This is a genomic window from Streptomyces hypolithicus, assembly GCF_052934925.1.
The window spans coordinates 2,198,880-2,224,457 of sequence record NZ_CM128811.1 but is presented as its reverse complement, the minus strand read 5'-3'; the positions used below and the strand labels follow the sequence as shown (position 1 = coordinate 2,224,457).

The window sequence follows — 25,578 nt, the reverse complement described above, 5'->3', positions numbered from 1 at the left end:
CAGTCCGACCCACGCGTTGAGAAAGCACCTGGCAGCACGACAAGAGGAGTAAGACCCCATGCCCGTATACGACTACGTCGTCGTCGGGGGCGGCACCGCAGGTTCGGTGATCGCCTCCCGGCTCACCGAGGACCCGTCCGTGCGCGTCGCCGTCATCGAGGGCGGTCCGTCCGATGTCGACCGCCCCGAAGTACTGACGCTGCGCCGCTGGATGGGCCTGCTCGGCGGGGAGCTGGACTACGACTACCCCACCACCGAGCAGCCACGCGGCAACTCCCACATCCGGCACAGCCGCGCCCGCGTCCTCGGCGGCTGCTCCTCGCACAACACCCTCATCGCCTTCCAGCCGCTGCCGTCCGACTGGGACGAGTGGGCCGCCGCCGGCGCCGATGGGTGGGACGCCGCGGCCATGGGGCCGTACTTCCACAAGCTGCGCAACAACATCGTCCCGGTCGACGAGAAAGACCGGAACGCGATCGCCCGCGACTTCGTCGACGCCGCCCAGGAAGCCATCGGCGTACCCCGCGTCGAAGGCTTCAACCGGCAGCCGTTCCACGAGGGGGTCGGTTTCTTCGACCTCGCCTACCACCCCGAGAGCAACAAGCGCTCGTCCGCCTCGGTGGCGTACCTGCACCCGTTCCTGGACAGGCCGAACCTGCACATCATGCTGGAGAGCTGGGCGTACAAGCTTCAGCTCGACGGGGTGCGGGCGACCGGCGTGCACGTGCGTACCAAGGACGGCGAGGAGATCCTCGTCGAGGCGAGCCGCGAAGTGATCGTCTGCGCGGGCGCCGTCGACACCCCCCGGCTGCTGATGCATTCCGGCATCGGCCCGAAGGCCGACCTCGAAGCGCTCGGGATTCCCGTGGCGCTCGACCTGCCCGGCGTCGGAGAGAACCTGCTCGACCACCCCGAGTCGGTCATCGTCTGGGAGACGGACGGGCCGATCCCGGAGAACTCGGCGATGGACTCGGACGCGGGGTTGTTCGTGCGCAGGGACCCGGAGAGCGCGGGGCCCGACCTGATGTTCCACTTCTACCAGATCCCGTTCACCGACAACCCGGAGCGCCTCGGCTATGAGCGCCCCGAGCACGGTGTGTCGATGACGCCGAACATCCCCAAGCCGCGCAGCCGCGGCCGTCTCTTCCTGACCAGCGCCGATCCGGCCGTCAAGCCGTCGCTCGATTTCCGGTACTTCACGGACGAGGACGACTACGACGGCCGCACCCTCGTCGACGGCATTCGCATCGCCCGCGAGATCGCCAAGGCCGAGCCGCTCGCGAAGTGGCTGAAGCGCGAGGTGTGCCCCGGGCCCGAGGTGACGTCCGACGCGGACATCAGCGAGTACGCCCGCAAGGTCGCCCACACCGTGTACCACCCGGCGGGGACCTGCCGGATGGGCGCCGCCGATGACGAACAGGCCGTCGTGGCACCCGATCTGAAAATCCGGGGCCTCGAAGGCATCCGTATCGCCGACGCATCCGTCTTCCCCACCATGCCGGCCGTGAACCCGATGATCGGCGTCCTGATGGTCGGGGAGAAGTGCGCCGAACTGCTTGCCGCAACCAACGCACCGGGAGGTGATGCGTGATGACCGAAACCGATAACAAGACGAACGCCGCCGAACCGGTCTTCTCCGTAAAGAACCTGTGGAAGGTATTCGGGCCCAAAGCCGACCGCATACCGGCCAACCAGGAGTACGCCGAGCTGTCCGCCGAAGAGCTGCGCGCCCGGACCGGGTGCACCGCCGCCGTGCGGGACGTCTCCTTCGACGTGCACAAGAACGAGGTCTTCGTCGTCATGGGGCTCTCCGGCTCCGGCAAGTCGACCCTCGTACGCTGCCTGACCCGGCTCATCGAGCCCACCTCCGGCGCCATCGCCATCGACGGCGAGGACGTGCTGTCCATGGACAAGGCGCGGCTGCGTGAACTGCGCCGCCACCGCGCCTCCATGGTCTTCCAGCACTTCGGCCTGCTGCCGCACCGCTCCGTCATCGACAACGTCGCCTACGGCCTGGAAATCCAGGGCATGGGCCGCGCCGCACGCCGCGCCAAGGCCGCCGAGGTCGTCGAGAAGGTCGGCCTCGCGGGCATGGAGGAACGCCGTCCCGGCCAGCTCTCCGGCGGACAGCAGCAGCGCGTCGGCCTGGCCCGCGCGCTCGCCGTCGACCCCGAAGTGCTGCTCTTCGACGAGCCGTTCAGCGCCCTCGACCCGCTGATCCGCCGCGACATGCAGGAAGAAGTCATCCGCCTGCACCGCGAAGAGGGCCGCACCATGGTCTTCATCACCCACGACCTCAGCGAGGCGCTGCGGCTCGGCGACCGGATCGCGCTGATGCGCGACGGGCGGATCGTGCAGCTCGGCACCCCCGAGGAGATCGTCGGCGCGCCCGCCGACGACTACGTGCGCGACTTCGTACGTGACGTACCGCGCGAGCAGGTCATGACCGTACGCACCGCCATGCGGCCCGCCGACATCGGCGAGGCCGAGACCGGCGCGTCCGTCTCCCCCGACGCCACCGTCTCCGAGGCCATCGAGGCCGTCGCCCGCACCGGCGAGCCCGCCCGCGTCATGGAGGGCGGCCGCTGCGTCGGCGTCGTCGACCACCAGTCGCTGCTCGCCGTTGTCGCGGGCATCGACCCCGCCCACGCCAAGGCGGTCGCCGCATGACGGCGGCCGTCAGTACGCACGTGAAGGAGCCCGCCGAGAGGCCGGCGAAACAGCCCGCCATGGGGCCCGTGAAGGAGCCCGCGAAGGGGCCTGCCGGGCGCGGCCGGGGCCTGGCAGCCGTACGGCTCCTGGCAGCCGTACGGCACGGGGCCGGCCGCAAGCTGCTGCCGCTCGCCGTCGTCGCGTTCGTGCTCGTGCCGCTCGGCATCGCCCTGTGGGGCGGCGGCAGTTGGCCGGCGAACCTGACCGTCGACGTGTCGGGTCCCCTCGACGACGTCAACGAGTGGGTCATCGACAATCGCGACACCCACCCCCTCTTCCTCTACTTCCTCCTGCACCTCGCCAACACCGCCACCGACGCCGTCAACACCGTCTACACCGGCCTCGACGCCCTCGGCTGGGCCGGCTTCGCCGCCATGGCGGTGCTCTTCGCCTGGCGCGCCGCCGGACTCGACCGGCGCGGCGCGAAGACGGCGGGCATCGCGGTCCTCGTCTTCGCCGTGTGCGGGATGCTCGGCATGTGGGACGCCACCCTCCTCACCATCGCGCTGATGGTCGTCGCGGTCACCTGCGCCTCCCTGCTCGGCATCCTCCTCGGGCTCGCCGCCGGGCTCTCCGACCGCTTCCACCGCATGCTGCGCCCGGTGCTCGACACCATGCAGGTCATGCCGGCGTTCGCGTACCTGCTCCCCTTCGTGCTGGTCTTCGGCACCGGTACGCCCGCCGCGCTCTTCTGCACCGTCATCTACGCCGCCCCGCCCATGGCCCGCCTCACGGCGCTCGGCCTGCGCGGCGCCGACGCCGGCGTACTGGAGGCCTCGGCCTCGATGGGCGCCAGCGGCCGGCAGCGGCTGTGGACGGCGCGGCTGCCGCTCGCCCGCAAGGAAATGCTGCTCGGCCTCAACCAGACGATCATGATGGCGCTCTCCATGGTCGTCATCGCGGCGCTCGTCGGCGCCGGCGGTCTCGGCGAAGAGGTCTACTCGGCGCTGTCGACCGTCGACGTCGGCAAGGCGCTCGCAGCCGGCATCCCGATCGTGCTGATCGCGGTCTGGCTCGACCGTACGACCGCCGCGGCCGGTGAGCGCATCGGCGCGACCGTGCCGGGCGGCTCCCCGCTGCTGCACGGGTGGAGCGCCTGGGCGCTGGTCGCCGCCGGCACCGCGGTCGTCGCCGTGGCCGGACGGGCGCTGCTGACGCAGAGCTGGCCGGAGGCCTGGACGTACGACATCTCCACGCCCGTCAACAGGGCACAGGAGTGGATCACCGAGCACCTCGCCTCCGGCATTCCCGTGCTCGGCGGCACCGAGGTGTGGTCGGAGCAGTTCACCCTGTGGGTCCTCAACCCGCTGCGGGACGGTCTGCTGTGGCTGCCCTGGTGGTCGCTGCTGCTGATCGTGGGAGCGCTGGCCTGGCTGGTCGGGTCGTGGGTGACCGCGCTCACCTCGACGCTCGCGATGGGCGCCATCGGCGTTCTCGGCGTATGGACCAGGTCGCTCGACACACTCTCCCAGGTGATCGCGGCGCTGTTCGTGACGCTGCTGCTGGGCTTCGCGCTCGGCATCGCGGCGGCCCGCGCCGGACGCGTCGAGCGGTGGATGCGGCCCCTCCTCGACGCGATGCAGACCATGCCGCAGTTCGTGTACCTGATCCCCGTGGTCGCCCTGTTCGGCGTCACCCGCGCGTCCGCGATCATCGCGGCCGTCGTGTACGCGCTGCCCGCGGTCGTACGTATCACCACCCAGGGCATCAGGGACGTCGACCCGTCCGCGCTGGAGGCCTCCCGCTCCATGGGCGCCGGCTCCCGCCAACAGCTCCTCCAGGTTCAGCTGCCGCTGGCCCGGCCCGCGCTGCAGCTCGCCGTCAACCAGGGAGTCGTCCTGGTGCTCGCCGTGGTCGTCGTCGGCGGCCTCGTCGGTGGTGGCGCGCTCGGATACGACGTGGTCAAGGGCCTCTCGCGCGGCGAGATGGGCGTCGGCATGACGGCCGGCGCAGCGATCGTCTGCCTCGGACTCGTCCTGGACCGCCTCACCCAGCCCGGCGTGGGCCGCTCGCGCGGCCGCGGTGACAGCTGACCCTCCTCCCGTACCTCTTACTCCCTGCCACAGAAGAGAGACACCCCCGCCATGAGCATGAACAAGCGAATACTCCGCACCGCCACCGCTTCCGCCGCAGCCCTCGGCCTGCTCGCCCTCAGCGCCTGCGGCGCCGCCAAGACCAACGAGAGCAACGACGCCGGCGGCGGCGGCAAGACCGTCAAGCTGACCGTCCCCTCGTGGGTCGGCGCCCAGGCCAACACGGCCGTCGCCGCGCACCTGCTGGAGAAGGAACTCGGCTACAAGGTCAAGACCCAGCAGATGGGCGAGGTCCTCGCGTGGGACGCGATGTCGAAGGGTGACATCGACGCGGTCATGGAGGACTGGGGCCACCCCAAGGAGGAGAAGCAGTACGTCGACACCAAGAAGACCGTCGTCAAGGGCGGCGACCTCGGTGTCACCGGGCACATCGGCTGGTACGTACCGAAGTACTTCGCGGACAAGCACCCGGATGTCACGGACTGGAAGAACCTCAACAAGTACGCCGACGAGTTCAAGACCGCGGAGAGCGGCGACAAGGGCGAGATCCTCGAAGGCTCGCCCGACTACGTCACCAACGACGACGCGATCATCAAGAACCTGGACCTGAACCTCAAGACGAACTACTCCGGTTCCGAGGCCAGCCAGATCACAGCCATGAAGAAGTACGCCAAGGCGAAGAAGCCGTTCCTGACGTACTGGTGGACCCCGCAGTGGCTGAACGCCGAGATCGAGATGGTCGAGGTCAAGCTGCCGGCCTTCAAGGAGGGCTGCGCGGACGACCCGAAGAAGGTCGACTGCGCCTACCCGAACACGCCGCTGCAGAAGTTCTTCAACGCGGACTTCGCCAAGAAGGGCGGCAAGGCGGCGGAGTTCCTGAAGAACTTCAACTGGACGACCGAGCAGCAGAACGAGGTCGCCCTGATGATCGCCGACGAGAAGATGTCGCCGGAGGCGGCGGCGGAGAAGTGGGTCGGCGCGAACGAGTCGACGTGGAAGCCCTGGATGCCGAAGAAGTAACCCCTCGGTGAGCCCCGGCTCACCACCCGAACGCGCTCCGGAACGCCGTGAACTCGGCGCTGCGGAGCGCGTTCTGCGTTGCCCCGGGAGCGTGAGCGCTGCTGGGTGACGCGGGCGATTGGGGCCGTGGAACCTTGGGGGCATAGGTTGACGGCATGTTGGAGGGGGCGAACTCCACGGCGCAGACCATGCCGCAGGAGCAGCAGGTAAGGGGGCGGCATGCCGCCCGGCGGAAGAAGGACAAGGGCGGGTTGGCCCGTTCGTCCTTGCTGATGGCTTTTGGCACGGTGGTGTCACGGGCGACCGGGCTGATCCGTCAGGTACTGCAGGCCGCAGCGCTGGGAACGGGCCTGCTGGCCAGTACGTACAACACGGCGAACACGGTACCGACGAGCTTGTACACGCTGTTGATCGGTGGCGCGCTCAACGCCGTGCTGGTGCCGCAGCTGGTGCGAGCCAGGACGACGCAGCCTGATGGCGGGCGTGCTTACGAGCAGCGTCTGGTAACGCTCGTGGTGGGTGTGCTGGGCGTGGGTACGGCGCTGGCGGTGTGGGCGGCGCCGCAGATCGTGAGCCTGTACATGCGGGACGCCCCGGAAAGTCACGAGGCGTTCGAGCTGACGGTTACCTTCGCCCGGTTCCTACTGCCGCAGATCTTCTTCTACGGCCTGTTCAGCATCTACGGACAGGTCCTGAACGCCCGCGAGAAGTTCGGCGCGATGATGTGGACCCCAGTGCTGAACAATGTCGTACTGGTCGGCATGTTCGCTGCCTACCTGGGCCTGATGACGGTCCCCGACCAGGTGGAGGACATCACCACGGCTCAGGTGCAATTGCTGGGGATCGGGACGACGGCGGGCATCGCCCTGCAGGCGCTGGCGCTGATCCCGTTCGCGGGAGCAGCAGGTTTCCGGTTCCGGCCGCGGTTCGATTGGCGCGGCACCGGCCTGGGCAAAAGCGTCCACGCGGCGAAGTGGACGCTGCTGTTCGTCCTGGCCAACCAGGTCGCTCTGACGGTGGTCACGAACTATGCCAACGCCGCCGACCAAGAGCTGCCCCAGGCCGGCGCGGGCTACTCCGCCTACACCTACGCGCAGACCATCTGGATGCTGCCGCAGTCGATCGTGACGGTGTCCCTGGTGACGGCGCTGCTGCCGCGCATGAGCCGGGCTGCCGCCGAGGGGCGCATTCCGGATCTGCGCGCCGACCTCTCCCGGGTGCTGCGGATCAGCGGCGTGGTCATCGTGCCCGCCTCCTTCCTCTTCCTCGCCCTGGGGCCGCAGATCTCGTCACTGCTGTTCGCTCATGGAGCAGCGGATGCCGCCTCGGCCCGCCCGCTGGGGTACATGCTGCAGGCTTTCGGGCTTGGGCTCATTCCGTTCTCCGCCCAGTACCTGCTGCTGCGCGGCTTCTACGCCTTCGAGGACACGCGCACTCCCTTCTTCATGGCCGCCTGGATCGCGGGGGTGAACATCGTCCTGGCCACGGTCTGTCATCAGCTGCTGCCCGCCCGCTGGGCCGTGGTCGGCATGGCCGGGGCCTATACCCTCTCCTACCTGGCCGGCCTCACACTCACCGCGTACCTGCTGCGCAGGAGGCTCGGGGGCCGCATCGACGACGGAAGCCTCCGCCGCACCTACGTGAAACTGCTGTGCGCCGCGGGTCCAGCCGCAGGGCTGGGCTGGGCCGCAGCGCGTGGATGCGCCGGGCTGGGAAGCGGGACGTGGCCTACCGCCGTCGCATTGGCTGCCGGGGCGCTCACAACAGCTCTGGGATACCTCCTTCTTGCTCGGTTGATGAAGGTCAGCGAGCTGCGTCGCCTGCCCGGAATGCGCTGAGCCCGCGCAGCGGGGAACCTCACATCCATGACTGGTACTTCTCCGGGGCAGCTGTTCAAGCAGACCCTGGGCTGGACCCTCCCCAAAGTCCGCGACCCGCAGACCTGATATTCCCCCGCTGTGCGGGGGAGTGTCAGGCCGCCTGACATGCGGAAACGCGGGTCAGGCGGTCCTCTCCATGTCCATCCACCCTTCCAGGTGCCTTCTCGGTCAGGATCGTCGTTGGCGACGTTCTAGAGTCTTGGCCGCGCTACTACGCGTGTCGGAGAGTACGTCCACCGGGGAGCCGGCGCCCTTGCCCGGCTCTACTTGCCAGCCCAGGAGCTTGGTCAAGACCTCACGCAGACGTTGGTCGTCTGGGCGTACATCGATGTAGAACAGGGCTTCGTCCGGCTTGGTGTCGTCGCCTCCCCAGCGGATGACACCGTTCAACTCAGCGAGGACGTCACGGATCACGGTCAACTGATGGGGGAAATAGCCACCCTTGCCGCCGTGGGGGTAGTGCCCGGGACGAATCTGTACGGCCGTTCCGGATGCTTGGTTGGACTCCGGCAGCCCCTTGCGTACGTTGCCAGGGCTGCGCCAGCCGATGACGTCGCCCTTGCGCAGAGAGTCGATCTCGTAGTGGAAGCGACGGATGAGGTGGACGAGGACGGTCTCGGCAGCGCCCATGCGGACTTGGATGCCGCCGAGGGGAGTGCCAGGGACGGGGCGGGTGTAGATATTGCCGCCGTCATCGGACACTCGTTCCATCTCCCATCCATTGCCTGACAATTTGCCCGTCATCACCCGCCTGGTACGTGCCTGCGCCCTCCTTACGGCCTCACGAACTTCTGCTGGGGTCGGGTCCGATCCTGCGGCATAAGCGGGGGACGACAACAGGAATGAGGCGGGTAACGAGGCGGCTATAGCAGCGCCAGTTATAACTGCCGTGCGCGCGAGGACCGTGCGGCGTGAGATGTCCCAAGTGTTCAACTAGATTTCCCTCTCTTGGCGTTGTCTCTCGCTCGGTGCTCCGGCGCGAGACCCGCGAGAATGGCGAGTACGACGGCGGTCAGTGATATTCCCAGCACAGCAGGGTTCACGTAATCGGGGACACCGGCGGCGTACGTACCGTCGTTCGCAACGTGGCAGCCCAGGCGCAACGGAACGTAGCTTGCTCTGTACCCGTCGATGTCCGCCGCGGATGCTTGCCCTACCGCGTCTTTGCAAGCCTGGTTCGCGTCCATGTCGTCCAGCACTAGTAGGTGCCCTACGCCCCAGACGTACGTGGCAATAGCAGCGGAAGCGCCGAGGGCGGCGAGACTTTGGAGAACGGCCCTAAGACCCGCACGCGTGATGCCTTGCTGAGCCAGGCGGGAAAAGCCGTAAACGGCGAGGCTGGGTGCAGTGATAAGCCCGACCAAGCTGATCAGCAGTAGGGCGAGCGTGCTGTGTCCCCCCCCGAGTTGGTCAGATGCGATCATCCTGCTCACTTGTTCCGCACGAGTCCGTTGTACTTCTCGAAGATCTGGTACAGGGCTAGGCGTCTAGTCGCGTGTTGCTCCACCGTTTCGCCGTTGGGTAGCACTCCCCACCCCTGGTAGCGGCGCAGGACCTCGAAGATCTCCTTTTCCGTGTAGTCCAGGCGCATACTGCGCATGATCTCCTCGCCGTTTGGCGGGTTGTTTCCGCCGGGCTTGCCGTCCGTGCCCCATAGGTGGATCACTGGAACGGTCTGAAGGCTGTACGCGTTGTCCTTGTTTACCTTTTGCCACACAGCCCAGATGTCCGCGTCCTTGACGGGGTCGAGGATTTTTCCGGACACGTAACCCTTGTTTATGCAGTGGTTCCACGCGCGGATGCCGACTGCTCCGCTGATCTGGGCAATACCGGTGGAGGAGTCCTTCACTGCGCCGATACCGTTCAGGTGGTACGACGCGACCTGATGGTCGACGCCTTGGTCGAGGAGATCGTAGTGGCGCATCTCCCAGTATGCGGATGTCTGGATCAGCGCCTTGCGCATCTTGTATGTGTTTGACAGCTGGGTGATCAGGACATCGTGAGACATGATCGTCTCGAAGCACTGAGTGTGCGTGAATATTCGGTTGCCTCCTTCGTCCGGAAATCCGATCGCCTGCATGTACTTGCTGATGTCGCTCTTCAAAGCGGTCAGGAAGCTGTTGTCGAAGAAGAGGTCTGGGAGAATGCCGCGGGGCTTGTTGAAGGAGTTCTGCCCGGTGTCACGGCCAGAGGCGATGTTGTTGTCGATCTCGATGGCACCGTCGCCGGTGCCAACGGTGCGGGTGACGATTTGGTCATAGGCCCAGTCTGCGGGCAGTGCGTAGCCGTAATTGCCTGAGAATCCTGAGGACATGTCGGAGACGAATGAGGCTGTCGAGTGTCCGGCTTCGGCGGCGCGAGTGCAGACGTTCCGCGGACCGTACACGCCGATCTTGAAGCGATTCCCGTCATCGGCTATAGCGTCCACGATGCCTTTGAAGTGAGGCAGGACGTTGTTGGTGACGTCCTGGTCAAGCGCGTCAAAGTCGACGGCGAAGAAGATCCGCGTACCCGCCTTGAATCCGTGGTCTATGGCTGCGTTGGCCGCCGCGTAGCCGGCTGACCGCCCAGCGGCATAGTTGAAGCCGGAGGCATCGCGGCCGTAGGTCTGGTAAATGGGGAAGCAGCGAAGGCCATGGTCGGCGATCGTCTGAAGTTCCCCCGGCTGAATCGCCTTCTCCGGCAGGAATATAGCGCTGGGGTTGGTGAGGTAGCGGCCGATGTACTTGATGCCCTGGGCCTTCAGTGTCATGGCGCGTGCCGGGGTGATCTTCGTGACCCCATCGCACGCCTCGCCCTTCCGCGCCTGGTCGCCGTAGGAGACCAGGAGGGAGGCCCAGGTTTGGAAGTCTCCGTTTGCCGTGGTCGGGAGCTTGGCGAAAGCCTGGAAGTCGCTCACTCTGACGGCGAGGTTCATATCGTAGGTATCGGTGAAGGCCGTCCCACTACGTTGGTTGAGGATCATGGCGGCGGAGAACAGCCGGACCCACACGCCCGATTGGCCATTCGTAAGCGTGTGGTTCTTGAGTCCGGTCTGTGTGCTGGGCCCGAAGACTCCATTGGCTACCCCGTCGGCCATGCCCAGTTCATACTGGACCGCCAGCAGCATGGCCTGTGACACGGTCCGGGAATGGTGGCCGTCGGAGGGGAGAATGAAAAAGTCGCGTCGGCTGACGTACTTGCTGTTCATCCACTGCTAAATCCTGCGTATCTCACCGCTGCCGCCGCTGACGACCACATAGGGGTCCATATTCAGCAGGCCCTTGAACACCTTCGGGGTCAGGCTGTCCCCCTGGTAGACACCGGCGACGCCCATGTCTGCCTTGAGCTTCTTGACGGCGGCGGCGACACGGGCTGTGTACCTGCCGTCGTCGACATCACCGAGTTCGCCGCCGTCGTAGCCCTTGCAGTAGAGGGCGGACTGAATGATCCGGATGATGTTCTTCGGGGCAGAAGTGGAGCCGGTGATTGCGGGATACTTCGAGCCCAGCGTGTTCAGGGTGCCGGGACCGAAGCTGTTGGACAGCGTGGTGATGCCGAGCTCGTACTGGAGGGCACGGGTAAGAGCGTACATAACGTTCCAGCTTGTCTGGCCGTTCTCGTCGACGTGCGGGATACCGTCAACGCTTTCGTGCGTGGTGTTGATGAACCTCTGTGCTCGCACAACCGCTGGATCAGCCATCGGCGCACACTCCTTTAACATTGGTTTTGGAATAAGTCCCTGGTTAGCTGGAGAATTCAGATCGCGGGAGGGCTCAGATCCTAGAAACCCGGTTCACACAGCCTTCGCGTTCCGCAATCAGCCAAGAACTTGAGCGAAGGAAGGCCTCTGGGAGAAGCGGCCCCTAGCTAATCCCACCTGCCGTACGCGGACTTGACGTGACCGACGGTTACGCGCCTTTCTCCCATATGAAAGAAAGACGGATAAGAGAACAACAGTAATGCCCAGGCAGCCGCCGGTTCCTCACAGTTACAGAGGCCTTGGCCCATTCCAGCCAAAAGGAGGAACAGGCCAGAGCCAACTCGCCTTGCTCAGCTGACGACCGGAGAACCAGCAAGCTGCCATGTGATGGCGCCCCTGCCATCTCCCTCGACGTCGTAGACGACGGTCGCGTCACCCGACCAGTACAGATCCGGGTTGAAAGCAGCAGCGGGCGAAGAGCACCTCAGGCCCGTAGCCTTGGCATAACTCTGGTTGAGCTCGTCCGTGAGGTCACAAGTGGTGCTCGCAACAACCTTGTCGGCACCGGACGAGGTCAGGCGGCTCTCCAGTCGACTGGTTACCTTGAACGACGTGAATCGCTTGCCGGCGTCCTGCACCTGGTCGTCCAAGATGCCCCAGTTGAGCGTGACGTCAGCACGTACTTTACCGTCGGAGGACGGGGCGGCGCAGACATCGGCACCAACCTGGGTGTCCGGCTTGAGCCCAGGAAGGTCGATAACTCGTATGTTGCGGGACGCCGCTGCGCATGACTCAGCTGCGCTCGCGGACTGCGACATCGTGATGCTGCTGCAGGCGATGGACGCCGCAGCGAGCGTGGACAGACGCATGACTGTGCGGTTCATAACAGCTCTCCTGGTTGTTGCTGGAATGGCGCGCAGCCCGCTGATCGCCGTGCTTGCAAGGTGGCCACTCTGTGGCTGAGTCCAGCCAGACGAGTGCGTTGCAACAGCACTACAAGCCGGCTGGTTGGATCGGGCACTCGCAGAGAACGAGTGGAGGGGGACGCGCGCCGTCCGTCTCTTCTACTTCCGCACAGGGTGCGATTCACCGTGGCGCTGTGAGCATTCGATGCCTGAGGTGCTTGCTGTTGCGTATGTCCCGGCGAGGCCCGCGTGTTCCGGCGCGGACCCGATCAGACGGGGCCGGTCAGACCGGCCCTCTGAGTACGGGGAGCGTACGGGTCAACGGGCCCGCGCAGGTGTGCGAGCACCGGGTCGCCTCTGCGAGACTAGTAGCGCCGGACTTCGAAGATGTCGACCTTGTTGTTCCAGTTTCCGCCACCGGGATAGGCGAGATCTCCGAAGTTTCGGTAGTCAGCGGGAGCGTTGAGGCCCCTGACGCGGTCTTCGACCGGCCACGACCGGTAGTCGGTGATCTTCGCGTTTCCGTAGTTGAGCGCCCAACGCCCGACCCAGTAGTACACGGAACCCAGCTTGTCGCGGCAACCCCACTCGTTGAGATCCTTCTTGCCGTCGCTGGACAGCCGGAGCAGCCTGCCCCCGTAGCCGGTGTCCATGTACAGGCACCAGTAGTCGGCTACGCACCCCCTGGGCGGCGCTGAGGCCGAGCGCGCCGAGGCGGCCTTCAACGTCTCCTTGCGACTCTCGGCGGGCAGCTCGGGGTCGGCCAGCGCTTCCTCGTCCGAGTCGTAGCAGTGGACCTCCCCGTTGGGGAGCTCGGTGCAGCTGTCCGCCCCCTCCCACGACTCGGCGAGGTTGATCTTCCGCCCGTCGTATTCGGCGATCACCGGGTTGACCGCCTCCTCTACCGCCGGCGGCGCCGTGACCGATGGCTCAGGAGTGGGCTCGTCGGCCTGCGTTGCCCCGGCGCTGGTGAAGATTAGCGCGGTGGCCGAGGCGGTCGCGAGCAGGAGATTGGCTAACGGTTTGCGTATCACGAGTTGTTCTCCGGTGTGGTGTCGTAGTTGTGCAGCCGGGTTCCGTCAGGGCCGTACACGTTGAGTACGTAGCCCTGGTCGAGGCGGACGCCCTCTCCGGCCAGGAAGGACGCCAAGTTGGTGGCGAAGTCGTCGAAGGGCTCGTAGCCGGTCTTCTTGCGGGTCCACACGGTCAGCTCGAGGGAGCCGTCCTTGTTCTTCGCGTGGCGGATGCCGTAGACGTCGTTGTCTCCGCCGGCCTTGCGGTAGCGGTCGGCCAGCTCGGTGGCCGCCGGGACAGGAGAAGCGGTGGTGCTCGGGGGGGCCGGTGTGGTCGGATCGCGCGTCCACGGAGTCTCATCGTCTGCGCCGCATCCTGATATGAGGACGGCAGCAGCAAGGACGAGCGCAGGCAGGATTCGTTTCATCATGCCAGTGTCACCGGAAGGCCGCGGTCTTCTGCCGGCGAAACGGGAGCGACGGGTGGATGACGACTCCTGCGCCTGCCGGGCCATTTCGTCGGCCAATGCAGGGGCCCTCCCTCGGCGGTGTTGTGGGTGCTGGGTGGAACTGGGCAGGCCGAAGCCGTGGCGCTTAAGCTCGTTGGACGTGGTTCAGGCACGCTTTTGCGACGACAACTTGGGCAGGAACGCGCAAGGAGAGGTCGTACCTCGCATCAGGTGCGCCGGGCTCGTTTGACACACGACGAGATCAAGTCAGCGTGCGATGAAAAGCGGGTATCGCGGTCCTACGATGTGCTTCCCCATGACGACGTCGTCCCCCGATGGTTGTTGGCGTGCTACTTCGGCAGTCTGGTCAGGGGCTGCCGGAAACACGGTGGCCACCATAGGCACAGCGTGAGATCACGGGACAAGTACCTACCCGAGACCTGGCCGGTATCCGACAGTCCAGCAGGCAAGGCCCCAGGGAAGCCCACCCCGCTGTGACCCCTGTGAAACGGCGGACTAGTGAGGCGTGAGCAACGGAAGGCGGTTGGCCGGATCCGATTCCGATGACAGCGCTGCCTGTCTGAGCCGGCACACGGGCTGTATCGACGTCGCTGCTCCCGGCCGTCGCGGCGGCACTGCGGCCTGGCGGGCTAATGGTGTTCTCCACGCTCGCCCACTACCGGACCGGGGATCCGCCCGAGACCGAATGCCGACCGGCTGACATTTTCACCCGCCATTCCGACGGCAGCGTCGGCACCATGCAGCGCTGGGTCCTGGACACATCCGTGTGGGAGAAGCTGCTGAACGAGCACGGATTCGACGTCCTGCTGTCCGACACCATCCACGATCCAGGCCCCGACAACCGCCCGCCCATTGCCACGGGCCTCTACCGGGCTCGAAGGCGGCGCGAGCGTGCGGTGGCCGGCCCCTGCTCAAGCGGCGCGCATTCGCACCAGACGTACTTGCCGGTGTCGTCGGTGGTGGCAAGTGGGTACCAGCCCCAGCTGTCGGCGCAGGTCCGGACAAGGTCGAGGCCCCGGCCCTGTTCGGCGTCCACGGCGGCGGCCCGCGCGGGCGGCTCGGGTGGTGTGGGGTCCGTGTCCCAGGCGCCGATACGGAGCACCCTGTCCGCCCACCGCAGGCGGAGCGCGGCCGGGCCCTTGGTATGCCGTACGGCGTTGGTCATCAGCTCGGTGGCGAGCAGCTCGGCGGCCTCGGCGAGGTGGGGCAGGCCGTGCGCGTTGAGGATCAGGCGCAGGGTGTGGCGGCAGATGGTGACGGCGCGGGCGTCGTGGGGGATGTGGAGGGTGTACTGCCAGGACTCGGTGTCGCGGTACTCCAGCGAATTCGGCATGCGGTAACTCCGTTTGGAGTGAGGCGGGTTGGCTGGTGCGGCAACCTGTGGGCGGTGGCAGTGTCGCGGCCGCCATGGCATGGCGGTGCGGTGCGCTTCCGGGGTCCCGGTGATCGCAGCGTGTGCGTCGCGTCACTGACGGTACGGCTAAATATTTCGCCGGGGCAAGTCGTGGGCGTAATCTGACACCCGAACGGGGCGGGCTAACCTCGTCCGAAATCAGAGCTGTTGGGGCGGTGACGGCTTCATGCCGGCAAGAAGTCAGCCAACTGTCCGTCAGGTGCGCCTCGGTGCCGAGTTGCGCAAACTGCGGGAAGCGGCAGGCATGTCATCCAGTGAGGCGGCAGGGCTCCTGGGGTCGAGCCCGGCCCAGATGAGCCAGATCGAGGCGGGCAACGCCGGGGTCAGCGAAGAGCGTGTACGTAGGCTCGCGGCTCACTATGCATGTGCGGACACGGTGTTGATCGATGCCCTGGTGGCCATGGCGATCGACCGCACGCGCGGATGGTGGGATGAGTACCGGGGCGTACTGCCTCCCTCGTTCTTGGACTTGGCGGAGTTGGAGCATCATGCAACGTTCCTCCAGGTGATCGGTACTGCTCACGTCCCAGGGCTGCTCCAGACCGAGGACTACGCGCGTGCAGTGTTCGCGTACTGGCGCCCGGAACTCCCTGAGAGCGAGCTGGAACCGAGGGTGGAGCATCGCAGGCTCCGCAAGGCGGCCCTCGCTCGGGAGGGGGCGGCCCCGTACGGGGCAGTGCTGCATGAGTCTGTGCTGCGCACACGCGTCGCGGATCGACAAGTTGCCCGCGCTCAACTTCAGGAAATTCTGAGCCAATCGGAGAGGCCGAACATCACTGTGCGCGTGATCCCGTTCGACGTGGACGGTTTCGCCGGGGCGAGTTCGTCGCTGCTGTACGCGGGTGGGCGTGTGCCCGCGCTGGACACCCTCCAGAGGGACACGCCGTACGGCACCGCGTTCCTCGATGCGGCGGCCCAACTGCAGTCCATGCGAACGCTTTTCCGTAAGGTGGAGTCGGCTTCCCTTGAATCCGCCCAGTCGCGGGACTACATCCACCGCCTGACGAAGGAACTGTGAGACATGATCCAGTGGCAGAAGTCTTCGTTCTCCGGCGGCGCCGACGGGAACGAGTGCGTGGAACTAGCCTGTGAGAACAGCACGTTGCTGCTCCGCGAGAGTGACGAACCGGCCCAGGTCCTGTCGGTGACCCGGTCTGAGCTCGCGGCACTGATTCGTCACGTACGGACGGGGCAGCCGTGACCGCCCCAATTCGCTGGCAGAAGTCGTCCTTCTCCGGTGGAGGTGATGGCGACACCTGCGTGGAGCTCGCTGCCGCAGGGGGCGTCATCCGCCTCCGCGAGAGCGATGAACCGGACCAGGTCCTCTCGGCCGCCCCGGCCGGGCTCACCGCGCTCATACGTCACGTACGGGGCCGATCTGCGGAGACGACGTGAGGGCGAGCGCGGCGATCCGCAGCTTGGCCGCCCACGTCCGCTGGTTGGACCCCAACGTGTACTCGATGCAGCACCCGCACTGCGGGATCAGCGACACGAACGATCGCTCCTCCGCGGTTTCGACCTCCGTCTCCCACCAGTCGTCCGATGCCAATTCGGCGGGAGCGATTTCCCCATCGACGAGCTTCGCCGCCAGCCGGCGCAGAGCGTAGCGTCGTGCCAGGCCGGGACCGGGCAACGCGATTTCAGACTCGGAGAGTGCCTGCTCAAACGCATCGCGGATATCGCGGACATCCGCGTTGCGTGGCCAACCGGCAAGCTCGCACAGTGTCGGGGTGTCCAGCCCGGCCGCGATCGCCTCGGCAGCGATCATCGGCAGGTCTTCCGGGCAGATCTCATCCGTCTGATAGCGCCACGCTGCCTCAAGCAGCGACATGCGGCCGCTCTGCGTTGGGGTTTCCGGTTCCGGTGTCGTTCCTGCTGCTCCCATGACTCGTACGATGCCAGCACCGTTCGCCAGGAGGATGCCCAGGGGGTGCGGCCTCACTCGGAACCCACCCCCGCGTTTTTGCTTGGAACCGAAGGCCGAACCTACGAAATCATGCCAGTCCACCCGCGAGTTGCGGCCGCGGCCCGCGCCGTCGACGGCCGGCGAAGCTGCTCTTCGTCACGACGTACGACAAGGCCGACCGGACCCGGCTACCGCGCAGCCGCCGTCGCGCGCGAGGCGGGCGACGGCGGCTCAATCCCGCCCCTCACGACTCCGCCGATTGGCTTCAGCCACTCTGACGCTCAACGAGGCGTCTGCGGGCATCCGGTCGGGGTTCCGATCACGATGTTGGGGGCACTCGCACGGCGGATAGGCCATGGAACCTGGCGGAAGGTCCGCCCCCTCAGCGACGTCGGACAACGGTTCGGAACGGACGAGCAGCCGGCCGTTGTGCCCGTGCTCCGCAATGCGTCGGGCCAGTTCAGCCCTGGCTTCGCTGCGCATGGTCGCTCATCCCTTCGCCGCCTCAGTGACTCCTAGACCATCTCGTCAGGAGCGGGGCAACTACAGGGACGGAGCGTCCTACTTTCGTCACGCTAAGGAGTGGCGACGCCCAGGAACTCGGCGATCTTGCGAAGCCCCGGCGGGCGTTTCGGCCCGTCCCACAGATCGCTCACGATGGATACGGCCAGCGTGTGATGCCGCATCCAGCCCGGAGCCACCCGCCGTAGAGACTCAAGGGCCTTGACCGCTCCCTCAGCGTTTCCGATGTCTGCGTGAGCGCGTGCTACGTCCAGCAGCAGCCATGTGCGCCACGACGGGGGCGTGTCGGCGCTCAGTCGCATTCCCCGAGCGAGCGTCAACGCCTCTTCGGGACGGGCGTGTTGGACGGCCAGGCGGACCCGTTCAATGCGCACGGACGAGCGGCTGAACACCGACACCATCTTGCCGTCTGCCGGTGGTGGAAGTTGCCGCAGACGGCCGGTCGCGTCCTCCGCCGTCTGCATCATGTCGTTGGCCGTGTCGTAGTCGCCGCTCCGAGCTGCACTCGTCGCCGCTGACATGATCAGCCCGCCCCAGACACGCACTCCCTCAGCAGTCCGTCCGTGCTCCTGCTCGACGCCATCGGCGGCATGGACCGCCAGCCGCTCAGCATCGGCCAGCCGATTCTGGCGCTGGTAGTTCCACGCAACGGAGTTGCTGACCATGGGAGCTAGCAGCGGGTCGGAGGACTGATCGGCAGCAAGCATGGCGCGCTCCAGAGCGGACAGGGCCAGGTCCGTCTTCCCCAGCCGGATAGCAAGGTGCCCGCCCAGTTGTAGAGCCTTCCCCAACGCGGCTTGCCCAGAGGCTAGTTGACGGCCATTTCCCACAGCAGCAAGTAGGCGGGCGTCCGAGATGATGCCCGGCAGTACGTCCATGAGGCGGCCGAAGTCGGCGTTGTGGTACAGCGTCCAGCCGTCAGAGATCTCACGTCGCAGCAACCGCAGGGATAGCCGCTCAACGCCGTTCGGCTCAGGAGGCGGAGCGAACATCGGAGGCATGATCGCGCGCCGCACAGCGACCAACTGAGGCGGGTCGGCGTCACCGTTGGACGGAACCCCAGGCGGGTCACCCAGGAGGGCCGTCAGCTCAACGCCCAGCCCGCGCGCTAGATCATGCAGTGTCGGCAGGCGCGCACTGTGCTTGCGCTTCTGCTCCAGCTTCCGAATCACGTCAACGGATACCCGGGACCGTTCCGCCAAGCCTTCCTGCGTGAGGTCAGCCAGTCGGCGCAGACGGCCCAGTCGGTCGCCCAGATGCTCAGCCATGCCGCAAGCGTACGGCGGCAGAAAGTACGCCGGGGCCGGCCCCGCCAACGGGCAGACGATCATGGTGTCCAGCGTTGTCGGGCTGGGCCGGTCAGGCGTGGTTGAGCCAGAACAGGAAGCCGAAGACACCCAGTATCGTCAGCGCCCAGCGCCCCCGGCGCCCGGGCGGTCCTTGTGTGCCACACAGATGGCCAGCGCGGCGACCTTCTCGTCATCGCCTTCTGCTACCTGGCGGGCCGCCCCGAGCGGGCCACCGCGCAGCCGCCGTCGCGCGCGGGGCGGGCGACGGCCGGTGCGGTGTTCGTCGTGGTTCTGCGCGGTGATGGTGGCATGGGCGTGTGCTCTGGCGCGCAACCGGTGTTGTGGTTTTTCGTCGGCGCTACGTGGTGAGTAGCCCACGGGTATGGTCCATTTCTGTGCGTCCGTGGAGGACATGAACCGTTCCGGGTTTGATCGAGGCTCGATCTTTTGGAAGGATCGAGTCCGTTATGGCGAAGCAATACCCGAAGGAGCTCAAGGAGCGGGCCGTGCGTCTGGTCCTGGAGACTCGTGATCAGTACAAGACGGAGTCCGCGGCGATCCGCTCGATCGGCGCGAAGCTCGACATCGGGCCTGAGTCCCTGCGGAACTGGGTGCGGCAGGCCGAGGTCGACGCCGGCGCCCGGAACGGGACCACGACGGAGGAATCCGCCCAGCTCAAGGCCCTCAAGAAGGAGGTCGCCGAGCTGAAGCGGGCGAACGACATCCTGAAGGCCGCAGCGAGTTTCTTCGCGGCCGAGCTCGACCGGCCACACACACGCTCGTAGCGTTCATCGACGAGTACCGGGACCGCTTCGGCGGAGTCGAGCCGATCTGCAGGACGCTCACCGAGCACGACTGCAGCATCCACCCGTCCACCTACTACGCGTACAAGAAACGTCCCGTGTCGGCCCGCGCCCTGCGGGACGCGGAACTCGCGCCGCTGATCGTCAGTATCTACCGGGACAACTACAGCGTCTACGGAGCCCGCAAAATCTGGGCCGAGCTCAAACGCCGGGGCCATCAGGTGGCCCGGTGCACCGTCGAGCGGCTGATGAAGGCCGAAGGTCTGGTGGGGGCGGTGCGAGGGAAGAAAGTCGTCACCACGGTGGCGGACAAAGAAGCCGAGCGTGCCCCGGACCGGCTCAGCCGGCAGTTCGTGGCCAGTGCTCCCAACCGGGTGTGGGTCGCGGACTTCACCTACGTGGCCACCTGGTCCGGCACCGTCTACGTCGCGTTCCTCGTCGACACCTACTCCCGCCGGATCGTCGGCTGGTCCGCAGCGACGAACAAGCAGACCCCGCTGGTGCTGTCCGCACTGGAAATGGGTCTGTGGCAACGCGACCGGTCCGGAAACCCCGTTACCGCAAGGGAGTTGATACATCATTCCGATGCCGGATCTCAACTTGGGTTCAAGGAGTCGTCGCAACACTTCCGCTTTGTGTCGATAGTAGGTGACTGTCGAGAGTCTCGGCTGGGGTCCTCCAGCCAAGGGTCTTGCGAGGTCTGCTGTTAAGGGCGGCGGCGACGGCGGCGAGGTCTTCGCGGGTGTGCCTGCTGAGGTCGGTGCCCTTCGGGAAGTACTGCCGTAGCAGGCCGTTGGTATTCTCATTGGTTCCGCGCTGCCAGGGGCTGTGCGGGTCGGCGAAGTAGATCTCCAGACCTGTGTCGATGCGGAGCAGGGCGTGCTGCGCCAGTTCCGAACCCTGGTCCCAGGTAAGGGACTTGCGGAGCTGGGAGGGAAGGTCGACGATCACTTCCGCGAGGGCTGCACGTACGGCCTCGGCTCCGTGACCGGCAAGCGCGGGGCCGTTCTTGGTCCGTGGGCCGCCGTGGCCGGGCATCGGCGGCAGGTGCAACAGCATCGTGAACCTGCTGCTGCGTTCCACCAGGGTGCCGATCGCGGAGCTGTTCAGGCCGATGATGAGGTCGCCCTCCCAGTGACCGGGGACCGCCCGGTCCTCCACCTCAGCCGGCCGCTGACTGATCAGCACCTCCTCGGTGACGAATTTCTTCCCCCGGCCAGCGGTGCGGGCCCGGGGCACTCGTAGGGCTCGGCCGGTACGCAGGCAGGCGACGAGTTCACGCTTCAGCCCGCCGCGGCCCTGGACGTAGAGCGCCTGGTAGACCGCCTCGTGCGAGATACGCATGGACTCATCATCGGGGAAGTCGACCCTCAGCCGGTTGGATATCTGCTGTGGGCTCCACGATGTGGCCCAACGGCGGTCCTGACGCCTCGGCTTGTTCCGTCCCTTCCACCGCGATACCGCGGGCCCCGGCGCAGGTGCACCGTCCTGGTAGCGGATCTCTCCGGCCAGGCGGTCCTGGACGTACTCGTGCAGCCGCTCGTTGCCGGCCAGCTTGGACAGTTTCGGCCGCTGCGCGGCCAGTTCGGCCTTCCACTGCGCGATCGACGCCCGGTAGGCGAGCTGTCCATTGCGGGTGGCGGCGTTGCGCCGCAGTTCCCGCGAAATCGTCGAAGGGGTCCTGCCCAGCCTGCGGGCGATCTCCCGGACCCCGGCGTCCTGAGCCTTCAGCAGAGCGATCTCTTCACGCTCTTCGAAGGAGAGATACCTGCCCGACACCGGGCCAATCTGGATCGACGGCATCCCGCCACGTTCCCGGAACCACCGAGTTCCCACGGGCCCCGACACGCCGCACGCGATCGCCGCATCCTCACTGGTCAGCCCCTCAGCAATCTTCTTCCAGAAGACACGCTCCACATCCCGACGAATCGGCGGTCTGCCCGGCGATCGCATCGCCGGGCGCCCTGTTACCGCCGTCGTCCACCCAGTCGGCCGTCCCATCGGACACCTCCACGATCAAGGTGTTGCGACGACCGGTTGAATCCGCCCAATACACCAGCTTCCGTCTCGCCACCCACCTGGCCGCCGAACAGATCGCCGCGTCCATCGGCACCGTCGGAGACGCCCTCGACAACGCCCTGATGGAATCGACCATCGGGCTCTACAAAACCGAACTCATCAAGCCGCAGCGGCCCTGGAAAGCCCTGAGCGACGTCGAGCTGGCCACCGCCGAGTACGTCGACTGGTACAACCATCGTCGACTCCACGGTGAGATAGGCCACGTCCCACCCTCCGAATACGAAGCCATCCACTACCAAAACTCGCAAGAACCGCAGGTCAAAGCCACAATCTAGAGCCTCTACCGAACCCGGAACGGTTCAGCCACGTTCGCAAAGGTGCCGTCGTACAGGTAGCGGGTGTACTCGCTCACGGGTTCGGATACGATCCGGGCCCGGCGGAACTCGACACCCCGGCCGGCCGACTCCGCCACCATGTCGAGCCACGGGCGCCACCACGTCGCCCGGTTGTCCGGGTCCGGACGGTATCCCGCCTTCCATGCTGCTACTCGCGGCGCTTCGTCGGGGTCGTCGTAGTGGTCCCGCATCTCCAAATGCACTGCGGAGCTAAGACAGTTGCCAAGTAGCTCAGCGAACGGCGGTGCCGTCTGCGGCATCGCAAGCCTCCCGGATGGCAGCGGCCATACGCAGCGGCAGCCGCACGACGGCCTCACTGTCAGGGATGGAGCCGGACAGCAGGCACTCGGCCTGCGTGCCCTCGTCAGCCCTCCACCCGTGCAACACGATCTCCTGCCGTTCCTCGTCGACCCAGACCGTTGGGCAGTTCGCCCCGTCCGTGTTCGGGTCCTTCGCGATGAACCGTAGCGACACAGTGGCCTCCCAGGCCATGCGGTTGCATGGGCTTCTACCGGGAGACCCTCACGAGTGCACGACGCCCCGTCAAGAGTGCCATTCCAGCCACTCCGGACAGCTCCTGGGCGGGAACGCCGGACGCGCTGCGCGCGGCGCTGCTGTGACAGCGCGACAGCAAGCCGTTTCAGTGTTCGCTACGTGGCGAACGCTGGCCCCGCCACGCAACCGGTCGCTAACCTCGGCACCCATGAACCATCGGCAGCGGAAGAAGCTCTCCCGGCACCTCGTCACAGCGGCTTTGCTGGGCGAAACTACCCGTGTGAAGGCGCTTCTTCGGGCTGGGGCCGACCCGGAGCGAGCGGACAGCGAGGGCACCACCCCTCTGTATACGGCATCCGTGAACGGCGAAGCCGAGATCGCCCGCCTGCTCCTGGTGGCCGGGGCCTGCCCGGACACCGAGAGCGGACACGGCGGCGAAGGCACGCCCCTGTGCGGAGCCGCATGCTGGGGGCACACCGAAACGGTGCGGGAACTGTTGGCGCACGGCGCGGATCCGAGCGTTCGTGAAGATCACGGCACGGGCTATTCCCCCCTGGATTGGGCGATCGCCGGCCCGCATCCCGAAGCTGTCGCTCTCCTCACTGCGGCGGGAGCCAACCGGCGCGGGGCAACCGCATAGCATCGCCGCTCGCCATCAGGGATACAGATGTGTCGGCTGGTGGACAACGACACCCTGGTGGGCGCCGCAGCGATTGAGGAACGATGCACCGACGAAGCCGATCAGCGATTCCTCATCCGGAGTTAGAGATGACCGATACCAAGTCCCCCCGCGCTGACACCGAAGGGACATGGGCCCTGCCTCTGCTGACGCTTGCGCCCCTTGCCGTGATCCGACTTCTCACGGAGCTCTCCACACCGTGGCTTGTCATTTCCTGGATTCTCTGCGCCGTGTCCGCCGTCATGGTGGCAGCCGGATGGGCCACGGTGTTCGGCCATGGGGCGCGGGCCTCAGGGGCGTTGTCAGGGGTGTGGGGTATGTGCATTCTTGCGCACGCCGTACTGGTCTGGCAGCTGATTGCTCTCGTGCGCCAGTAGGCCGGACCGCCAGCGTGGACGCGCTGTGTGCGGCGTTGCCGCGACAGCGCGACAGCAAGCCGCGTCAGTGCTCCGTCGGGTGCTTGAAGGGGAGGTCCTGGAAGAGCACGCGTTCGGGCTCGATGAGGGACACGATCGCTGTCCGCATGGGGAAGTCGCTGCCGACGTAGCGGTTGCTGATTCGATCCATGATCGAGATCGCCTCATCGCCCTCGATCTCGGCGGCCACCCGGCCGCGGATCACCGCGCTGCGGTACGGGTTGTGTTCGTCGCATACGGAGATGGCCACCCGCCCGTCCCGGCGCATGTTCCTGAGCTTGAGATTCTCCTGCGCGGAGAAGATCGCCAGGCGGTCCCCCTCGATGGCGATCCACACCGGTGAGACGTGTGGTGCGCCGTCACGCATCAGCGTCGCGACGTGGGCCATGTTCCGGCCCGTGAGCAGCGTGCGTACCTCTGGGGAAAGTTCAGCCACGTTTCCGAGCATAGGGACCACGCCGCTCGGCTACCACTGGAACACCCGAGCAGGATGCGGGTGGACGGTGGACGGTGGACGGTGGAGCGTGACGCGGGGGCGCGGCGGCGGGCGCGCAGGACCGCATAGGAACGCGAACGCACAGGACCGGGGCTCAGCGTAGGGCCGGCCCGGTCCTCAGCCGCCGGACGGGCTCGCGGGCTCGTCGTCCGCCGCCGCCGGAGCCACCGGTGCCTCGCCGAAGCGGGCCAGGGCCAGTGCGCCCGTCACCGCGATCACGAAGCCCGCCACCGCCATCCCCGCCAGGCCGTCGCGGGTGCGGTCGCCGAGCCAGATGACGCCGGCCAGGGCCGGGCCGATCGTCTCGCCGACGACCATGCCCGCCGTCGCCGTCGTCACCGAGCCCCGCCGGAACGCGGACGCCAGCAGCAGGAACGCCGTCCCGCCCCCCAGCAGCAGCGCGTACGACGCCGGGTCGGCGACCAGCGCCGCCGGGGACAGGTCGTCGATCAGCCGCACCGAGACCGACACCACCCCGAAGCCCGTGCCCGCCCCCACCCCCAGGACCAGCGACCGCACCGGATCGCGCAGCCGCCCCGCCACCGCCGCGGCGAGCAGCACCACGCCCACCACGCCGAGCAGCGCGTACGGCAGGGCGGGAGGGCCGTTGCGCGCGCCCTGCTCCCCGGAGGAGAGCCCGAGCACCGCCAGTCCCACGCACACCACGGCCACCGCGCCCCACTCCCTCCCCTTGAGCCGTACGCCGAGCACGCGCGCCGCGACCACCGCCGTCACGGCGAGGCTCGCAGCCTGCGTGGCCTCGACCGTGTAGATGGGGATGACGAGCAGCGCGACGATCTGGAGCGCGAAGCCGAGTCCGTCGAGGGCGAGCCCGGCGACGTACCGCCACTGCCGCAGAGCGTGCAGCACAAGCGTTACGTCGACCCCGCTGCCCGTGCCGGGCTGCGCGGCGCGGACCGCGACGGCCTGGAGCACGGAGGCCGTACCGACACAGACCGCCGAACAGAGCGCGCAAAACATCCCGACAATCACAAACCGACTCTAGGTGCGCGGAGATCGCGCACCGGGTTCCGGCGGCGGAAACGGGGCATCTAGTCTGTCCGGACGGTGGGGCGAGACATTTTGTACGACGTGCGACGTGCGACGTGCGACGTGCGACGTACGACGGGGAAGAGGGCGGGACATGACGGAACGACGGCGGCGCAGACTGAGGTCGGGCACGGTGCTGCTCGGCGGCATGGGAGTGCTCGCGGCGACACTCACCGCGTGCGGCTCCGAGCCCGACAAGCGGTGCGTCGACCGGACCACCAAGAAGGTGCTGCCCGAGCGCGAGTGCGACGACAACGGCAGCGGCAGGTACTACTACGGCGGCAGCGTCGGCAGCGGCAAGGCCAAGGGCGGCAGCTTCGACAAGTCCGCGGTCGACACCGGCGGCTTCGGCTCGTCCGGCTCCAGCGGCGGCTGACAC

At 66.8% G+C, this 25,578-nt stretch carries 26 protein-coding genes and 2 pseudogenes; 15 read left to right on the top strand and 13 right to left on the bottom strand.

The annotated features are described in order from the left end of the window. The first annotated feature begins 58 nt into the window (after positions 1–58). The 5 genes from ACU6WZ_RS10265 (at position 59) to murJ (ending at position 7,603) form a co-directional block, all read left to right on the top strand. Positions 59–1,591 (top strand): GMC family oxidoreductase, encoded by a 1,533-nt coding sequence (locus tag ACU6WZ_RS10265; RefSeq protein ID WP_447032809.1) that lies wholly within the window; start codon positions 59–61, stop codon positions 1,589–1,591. Then, positions 1,591–2,670 carry a quaternary amine ABC transporter ATP-binding protein gene (locus ACU6WZ_RS10260; RefSeq protein WP_447032807.1) on the top strand — a complete coding sequence of 360 codons (1,080 nt, stop codon included), beginning with the start codon at positions 1,591–1,593 and terminating at the stop codon, positions 2,668–2,670. The genes ACU6WZ_RS10265 and ACU6WZ_RS10260 overlap by 1 nt, the downstream gene beginning before the upstream one ends. 59 nt (positions 2,671–2,729) lie before the next feature. Further along, positions 2,730–4,745, top strand: a complete 2,016-nt coding sequence (locus ACU6WZ_RS10255) for an ABC transporter permease (RefSeq protein ID WP_447033978.1) — start codon at positions 2,730–2,732, stop codon at positions 4,743–4,745. A 57-nt stretch (positions 4,746–4,802) separates the two neighbouring features. Beyond that, a complete protein-coding gene (locus ACU6WZ_RS10250; RefSeq protein WP_447033976.1) occupies positions 4,803–5,765 on the top strand; it encodes an ABC transporter substrate-binding protein in 963 nt (320 codons plus the stop codon). 155 nt (positions 5,766–5,920) lie between these two features. Continuing rightward, positions 5,921–7,603 (top strand): murein biosynthesis integral membrane protein MurJ, encoded by a 1,683-nt coding sequence (gene murJ, locus ACU6WZ_RS10245; protein WP_447032806.1) that lies wholly within the window; start codon positions 5,921–5,923, stop codon positions 7,601–7,603. A gap of 210 nt (positions 7,604–7,813) precedes the next feature. Here murJ and ACU6WZ_RS10240 read toward each other — a convergent pair whose 3' ends face one another. The 6 genes and pseudogenes from ACU6WZ_RS10240 to ACU6WZ_RS10215 form a co-directional block, all read right to left on the bottom strand. Next, entirely contained in the window at positions 7,814–8,578 is a 765-nt protein-coding gene (locus ACU6WZ_RS10240) for a hypothetical protein (RefSeq protein ID WP_447032805.1), read from the bottom strand. Positions 8,579–9,074: 496 nt separating this feature from the next. Next, positions 9,075–11,327: pseudogene (locus tag ACU6WZ_RS10235) on the bottom strand (glycoside hydrolase domain-containing protein). 350 nt (positions 11,328–11,677) lie between these two features. Continuing rightward, positions 11,678–12,211 carry a hypothetical protein gene (locus tag ACU6WZ_RS10230; RefSeq protein WP_447032803.1) on the bottom strand — a complete coding sequence of 178 codons (534 nt, stop codon included), beginning with the start codon at positions 12,209–12,211 and terminating at the stop codon, positions 11,678–11,680. 386 nt (positions 12,212–12,597) lie between these two features. Then, entirely contained in the window at positions 12,598–13,266 is a 669-nt protein-coding gene (locus ACU6WZ_RS10225) for a peptidase inhibitor family I36 protein (protein ID WP_447032802.1), read from the bottom strand. Then, positions 13,263–13,676: a hypothetical protein gene (locus ACU6WZ_RS10220; protein WP_447032801.1), complete on the bottom strand. Its 414-nt coding sequence runs from the start codon at positions 13,674–13,676 to the stop codon at positions 13,263–13,265. The genes ACU6WZ_RS10225 and ACU6WZ_RS10220 overlap by 4 nt, the downstream gene beginning before the upstream one ends. 904 nt (positions 13,677–14,580) lie before the next feature. After that, positions 14,581–15,048, bottom strand: a complete 468-nt coding sequence (locus tag ACU6WZ_RS10215; protein WP_447032800.1) for an ATP-binding protein — start codon at positions 15,046–15,048, stop codon at positions 14,581–14,583. A 247-nt stretch (positions 15,049–15,295) separates the two neighbouring features. Here ACU6WZ_RS10215 and ACU6WZ_RS10210 point away from each other — a divergent pair, with 247 nt between their 5' ends. Genes ACU6WZ_RS10210 through ACU6WZ_RS10200 form a run of 3 tightly spaced genes read left to right on the top strand, consistent with a single transcriptional unit; the run spans position 15,296 to position 16,524 of the window. Continuing rightward, positions 15,296–16,147 (top strand): helix-turn-helix domain-containing protein, encoded by an 852-nt coding sequence (locus tag ACU6WZ_RS10210; RefSeq protein WP_447032799.1) that lies wholly within the window; start codon positions 15,296–15,298, stop codon positions 16,145–16,147. A gap of 3 nt (positions 16,148–16,150) precedes the next feature. Beyond that, entirely contained in the window at positions 16,151–16,330 is a 180-nt protein-coding gene (locus tag ACU6WZ_RS10205) for a DUF397 domain-containing protein (RefSeq protein WP_447032798.1), read from the top strand. After that, positions 16,327–16,524: a DUF397 domain-containing protein gene (locus ACU6WZ_RS10200; protein WP_447032796.1), complete on the top strand. Its 198-nt coding sequence runs from the start codon at positions 16,327–16,329 to the stop codon at positions 16,522–16,524. Before ACU6WZ_RS10205 ends, ACU6WZ_RS10200 begins: the two co-directional genes overlap by 4 nt. Here the strand turns inward: ACU6WZ_RS10200 and ACU6WZ_RS10195 are convergent. Both ACU6WZ_RS10195 and ACU6WZ_RS10190 read right to left on the bottom strand, forming a co-directional pair. Further along, positions 16,484–17,014, bottom strand: a complete 531-nt coding sequence (locus tag ACU6WZ_RS10195; protein ID WP_447032794.1) for a hypothetical protein — start codon at positions 17,012–17,014, stop codon at positions 16,484–16,486. The two genes, ACU6WZ_RS10200 and ACU6WZ_RS10195, sit on opposite strands and share 41 nt — an antisense overlap. Positions 17,015–17,610: 596 nt before the next feature. Further along, positions 17,611–18,825 (bottom strand): helix-turn-helix domain-containing protein, encoded by a 1,215-nt coding sequence (locus ACU6WZ_RS10190; RefSeq protein WP_447032792.1) that lies wholly within the window; start codon positions 18,823–18,825, stop codon positions 17,611–17,613. A 174-nt stretch (positions 18,826–18,999) separates the two neighbouring features. Here ACU6WZ_RS10190 and ACU6WZ_RS10185 point away from each other — a divergent pair, with 174 nt between their 5' ends. The 3 genes from ACU6WZ_RS10185 (at position 19,000) to ACU6WZ_RS10175 (ending at position 20,359) form a co-directional block, all read left to right on the top strand. Beyond that, positions 19,000–19,215 (top strand): hypothetical protein, encoded by a 216-nt coding sequence (locus tag ACU6WZ_RS10185; RefSeq protein ID WP_447032790.1) that lies wholly within the window; start codon positions 19,000–19,002, stop codon positions 19,213–19,215. 98 nt (positions 19,216–19,313) lie between these two features. Continuing rightward, positions 19,314–19,631, top strand: a complete 318-nt coding sequence (locus ACU6WZ_RS10180) for a transposase (protein ID WP_447029756.1) — start codon at positions 19,314–19,316, stop codon at positions 19,629–19,631. A 5-nt stretch (positions 19,632–19,636) separates the two neighbouring features. Next, the gene (locus ACU6WZ_RS10175) at positions 19,637–20,359 is read left to right on the top strand and encodes an IS3 family transposase (RefSeq protein ID WP_447033974.1); all 723 of its coding nucleotides are present in this window, start codon (positions 19,637–19,639) and stop codon (positions 20,357–20,359) included. Here the strand turns inward: ACU6WZ_RS10175 and ACU6WZ_RS10170 are convergent. Then, entirely contained in the window at positions 20,256–21,650 is a 1,395-nt protein-coding gene (locus tag ACU6WZ_RS10170; protein ID WP_447029501.1) for an IS30 family transposase, read from the bottom strand. The genes ACU6WZ_RS10175 and ACU6WZ_RS10170 overlap by 104 nt on opposite strands. 44 nt (positions 21,651–21,694) lie before the next feature. Here ACU6WZ_RS10170 and ACU6WZ_RS10165 point away from each other — a divergent pair. Then, positions 21,695–22,003, top strand: a pseudogene (locus ACU6WZ_RS10165) (integrase core domain-containing protein); the annotation flags it as partial. A 5-nt stretch (positions 22,004–22,008) separates the two neighbouring features. Here ACU6WZ_RS10165 and ACU6WZ_RS10160 read toward each other — a convergent pair. Both ACU6WZ_RS10160 and ACU6WZ_RS10155 read right to left on the bottom strand, forming a co-directional pair. After that, complete coding sequence (locus ACU6WZ_RS10160; protein WP_447032789.1) at positions 22,009–22,254, bottom strand: DUF6879 family protein; 246 nt, start codon at positions 22,252–22,254, stop codon at positions 22,009–22,011. A gap of 40 nt (positions 22,255–22,294) precedes the next feature. After that, positions 22,295–22,537, bottom strand: coding sequence for a hypothetical protein (locus ACU6WZ_RS10155; protein ID WP_447032788.1), 243 nt, complete (start codon positions 22,535–22,537; stop codon positions 22,295–22,297). A gap of 229 nt (positions 22,538–22,766) precedes the next feature. Between ACU6WZ_RS10155 and ACU6WZ_RS10150 the strand changes: the two genes are divergently transcribed. Both ACU6WZ_RS10150 and ACU6WZ_RS10145 read left to right on the top strand, forming a co-directional pair. Next, complete coding sequence (locus ACU6WZ_RS10150) at positions 22,767–23,198, top strand: ankyrin repeat domain-containing protein (protein WP_447032786.1); 432 nt, start codon at positions 22,767–22,769, stop codon at positions 23,196–23,198. 128 nt (positions 23,199–23,326) lie between these two features. Then, positions 23,327–23,614, top strand: coding sequence for a hypothetical protein (locus ACU6WZ_RS10145; protein WP_447032784.1), 288 nt, complete (start codon positions 23,327–23,329; stop codon positions 23,612–23,614). Between the two features lie 64 nt (positions 23,615–23,678). Here ACU6WZ_RS10145 and ACU6WZ_RS10140 read toward each other — a convergent pair whose 3' ends face one another. Both ACU6WZ_RS10140 and ACU6WZ_RS10135 read right to left on the bottom strand, forming a co-directional pair. After that, positions 23,679–24,089, bottom strand: a complete 411-nt coding sequence (locus ACU6WZ_RS10140) for a PPOX class F420-dependent oxidoreductase (RefSeq protein WP_447032782.1) — start codon at positions 24,087–24,089, stop codon at positions 23,679–23,681. A gap of 177 nt (positions 24,090–24,266) precedes the next feature. Continuing rightward, positions 24,267–25,130, bottom strand: a complete 864-nt coding sequence (locus tag ACU6WZ_RS10135; protein WP_447033973.1) for a DMT family transporter — start codon at positions 25,128–25,130, stop codon at positions 24,267–24,269. A gap of 163 nt (positions 25,131–25,293) precedes the next feature. On the opposite strand from ACU6WZ_RS10135, the gene ACU6WZ_RS10130 reads away from it, so the two are divergent. Continuing rightward, positions 25,294–25,575 (top strand): hypothetical protein, encoded by a 282-nt coding sequence (locus ACU6WZ_RS10130; protein WP_447032780.1) that lies wholly within the window; start codon positions 25,294–25,296, stop codon positions 25,573–25,575. Positions 25,576–25,578 lie beyond the last annotated feature (3 nt).

Coding starts and splice junctions, on each gene's coding strand:
- ACU6WZ_RS10205 (WP_447032798.1), top strand. CDS start 16,151: ATGATCCAGTGGCAGAAGTCTTCGTTCTCCGGCGGCGCCGACGGGAAC.
- ACU6WZ_RS10215 (WP_447032800.1), bottom strand. CDS start 15,048: ATGCCGAATTCGCTGGAGTACCGCGACACCGAGTCCTGGCAGTACACC.
- ACU6WZ_RS10135 (WP_447033973.1), bottom strand. CDS start 25,130: ATGTTTTGCGCGCTCTGTTCGGCGGTCTGTGTCGGTACGGCCTCCGTG.
- ACU6WZ_RS10210 (WP_447032799.1), top strand. CDS start 15,296: ATGCCGGCAAGAAGTCAGCCAACTGTCCGTCAGGTGCGCCTCGGTGCC.
- ACU6WZ_RS10260 (WP_447032807.1), top strand. CDS start 1,591: ATGACCGAAACCGATAACAAGACGAACGCCGCCGAACCGGTCTTCTCC.
- ACU6WZ_RS10170 (WP_447029501.1), bottom strand. CDS start 21,650: ATGGGACGGCCGACTGGGTGGACGACGGCGGTAACAGGGCGCCCGGCG.
- ACU6WZ_RS10230 (WP_447032803.1), bottom strand. CDS start 12,211: ATGAACCGCACAGTCATGCGTCTGTCCACGCTCGCTGCGGCGTCCATC.
- ACU6WZ_RS10145 (WP_447032784.1), top strand. CDS start 23,327: ATGACCGATACCAAGTCCCCCCGCGCTGACACCGAAGGGACATGGGCC.
- murJ (WP_447032806.1), top strand. CDS start 5,921: ATGTTGGAGGGGGCGAACTCCACGGCGCAGACCATGCCGCAGGAGCAG.
- ACU6WZ_RS10195 (WP_447032794.1), bottom strand. CDS start 17,014: ATGGGAGCAGCAGGAACGACACCGGAACCGGAAACCCCAACGCAGAGC.
- ACU6WZ_RS10255 (WP_447033978.1), top strand. CDS start 2,730: ATGGGGCCCGTGAAGGAGCCCGCGAAGGGGCCTGCCGGGCGCGGCCGG.
- ACU6WZ_RS10250 (WP_447033976.1), top strand. CDS start 4,803: ATGAACAAGCGAATACTCCGCACCGCCACCGCTTCCGCCGCAGCCCTC.
- ACU6WZ_RS10220 (WP_447032801.1), bottom strand. CDS start 13,676: ATGATGAAACGAATCCTGCCTGCGCTCGTCCTTGCTGCTGCCGTCCTC.
- ACU6WZ_RS10160 (WP_447032789.1), bottom strand. CDS start 22,254: ATGCGGGACCACTACGACGACCCCGACGAAGCGCCGCGAGTAGCAGCA.
- ACU6WZ_RS10190 (WP_447032792.1), bottom strand. CDS start 18,825: ATGGCTGAGCATCTGGGCGACCGACTGGGCCGTCTGCGCCGACTGGCT.
- ACU6WZ_RS10150 (WP_447032786.1), top strand. CDS start 22,767: ATGAACCATCGGCAGCGGAAGAAGCTCTCCCGGCACCTCGTCACAGCG.
- ACU6WZ_RS10265 (WP_447032809.1), top strand. CDS start 59: ATGCCCGTATACGACTACGTCGTCGTCGGGGGCGGCACCGCAGGTTCG.
- ACU6WZ_RS10130 (WP_447032780.1), top strand. CDS start 25,294: ATGACGGAACGACGGCGGCGCAGACTGAGGTCGGGCACGGTGCTGCTC.
- ACU6WZ_RS10180 (WP_447029756.1), top strand. CDS start 19,314: ATGGCGAAGCAATACCCGAAGGAGCTCAAGGAGCGGGCCGTGCGTCTG.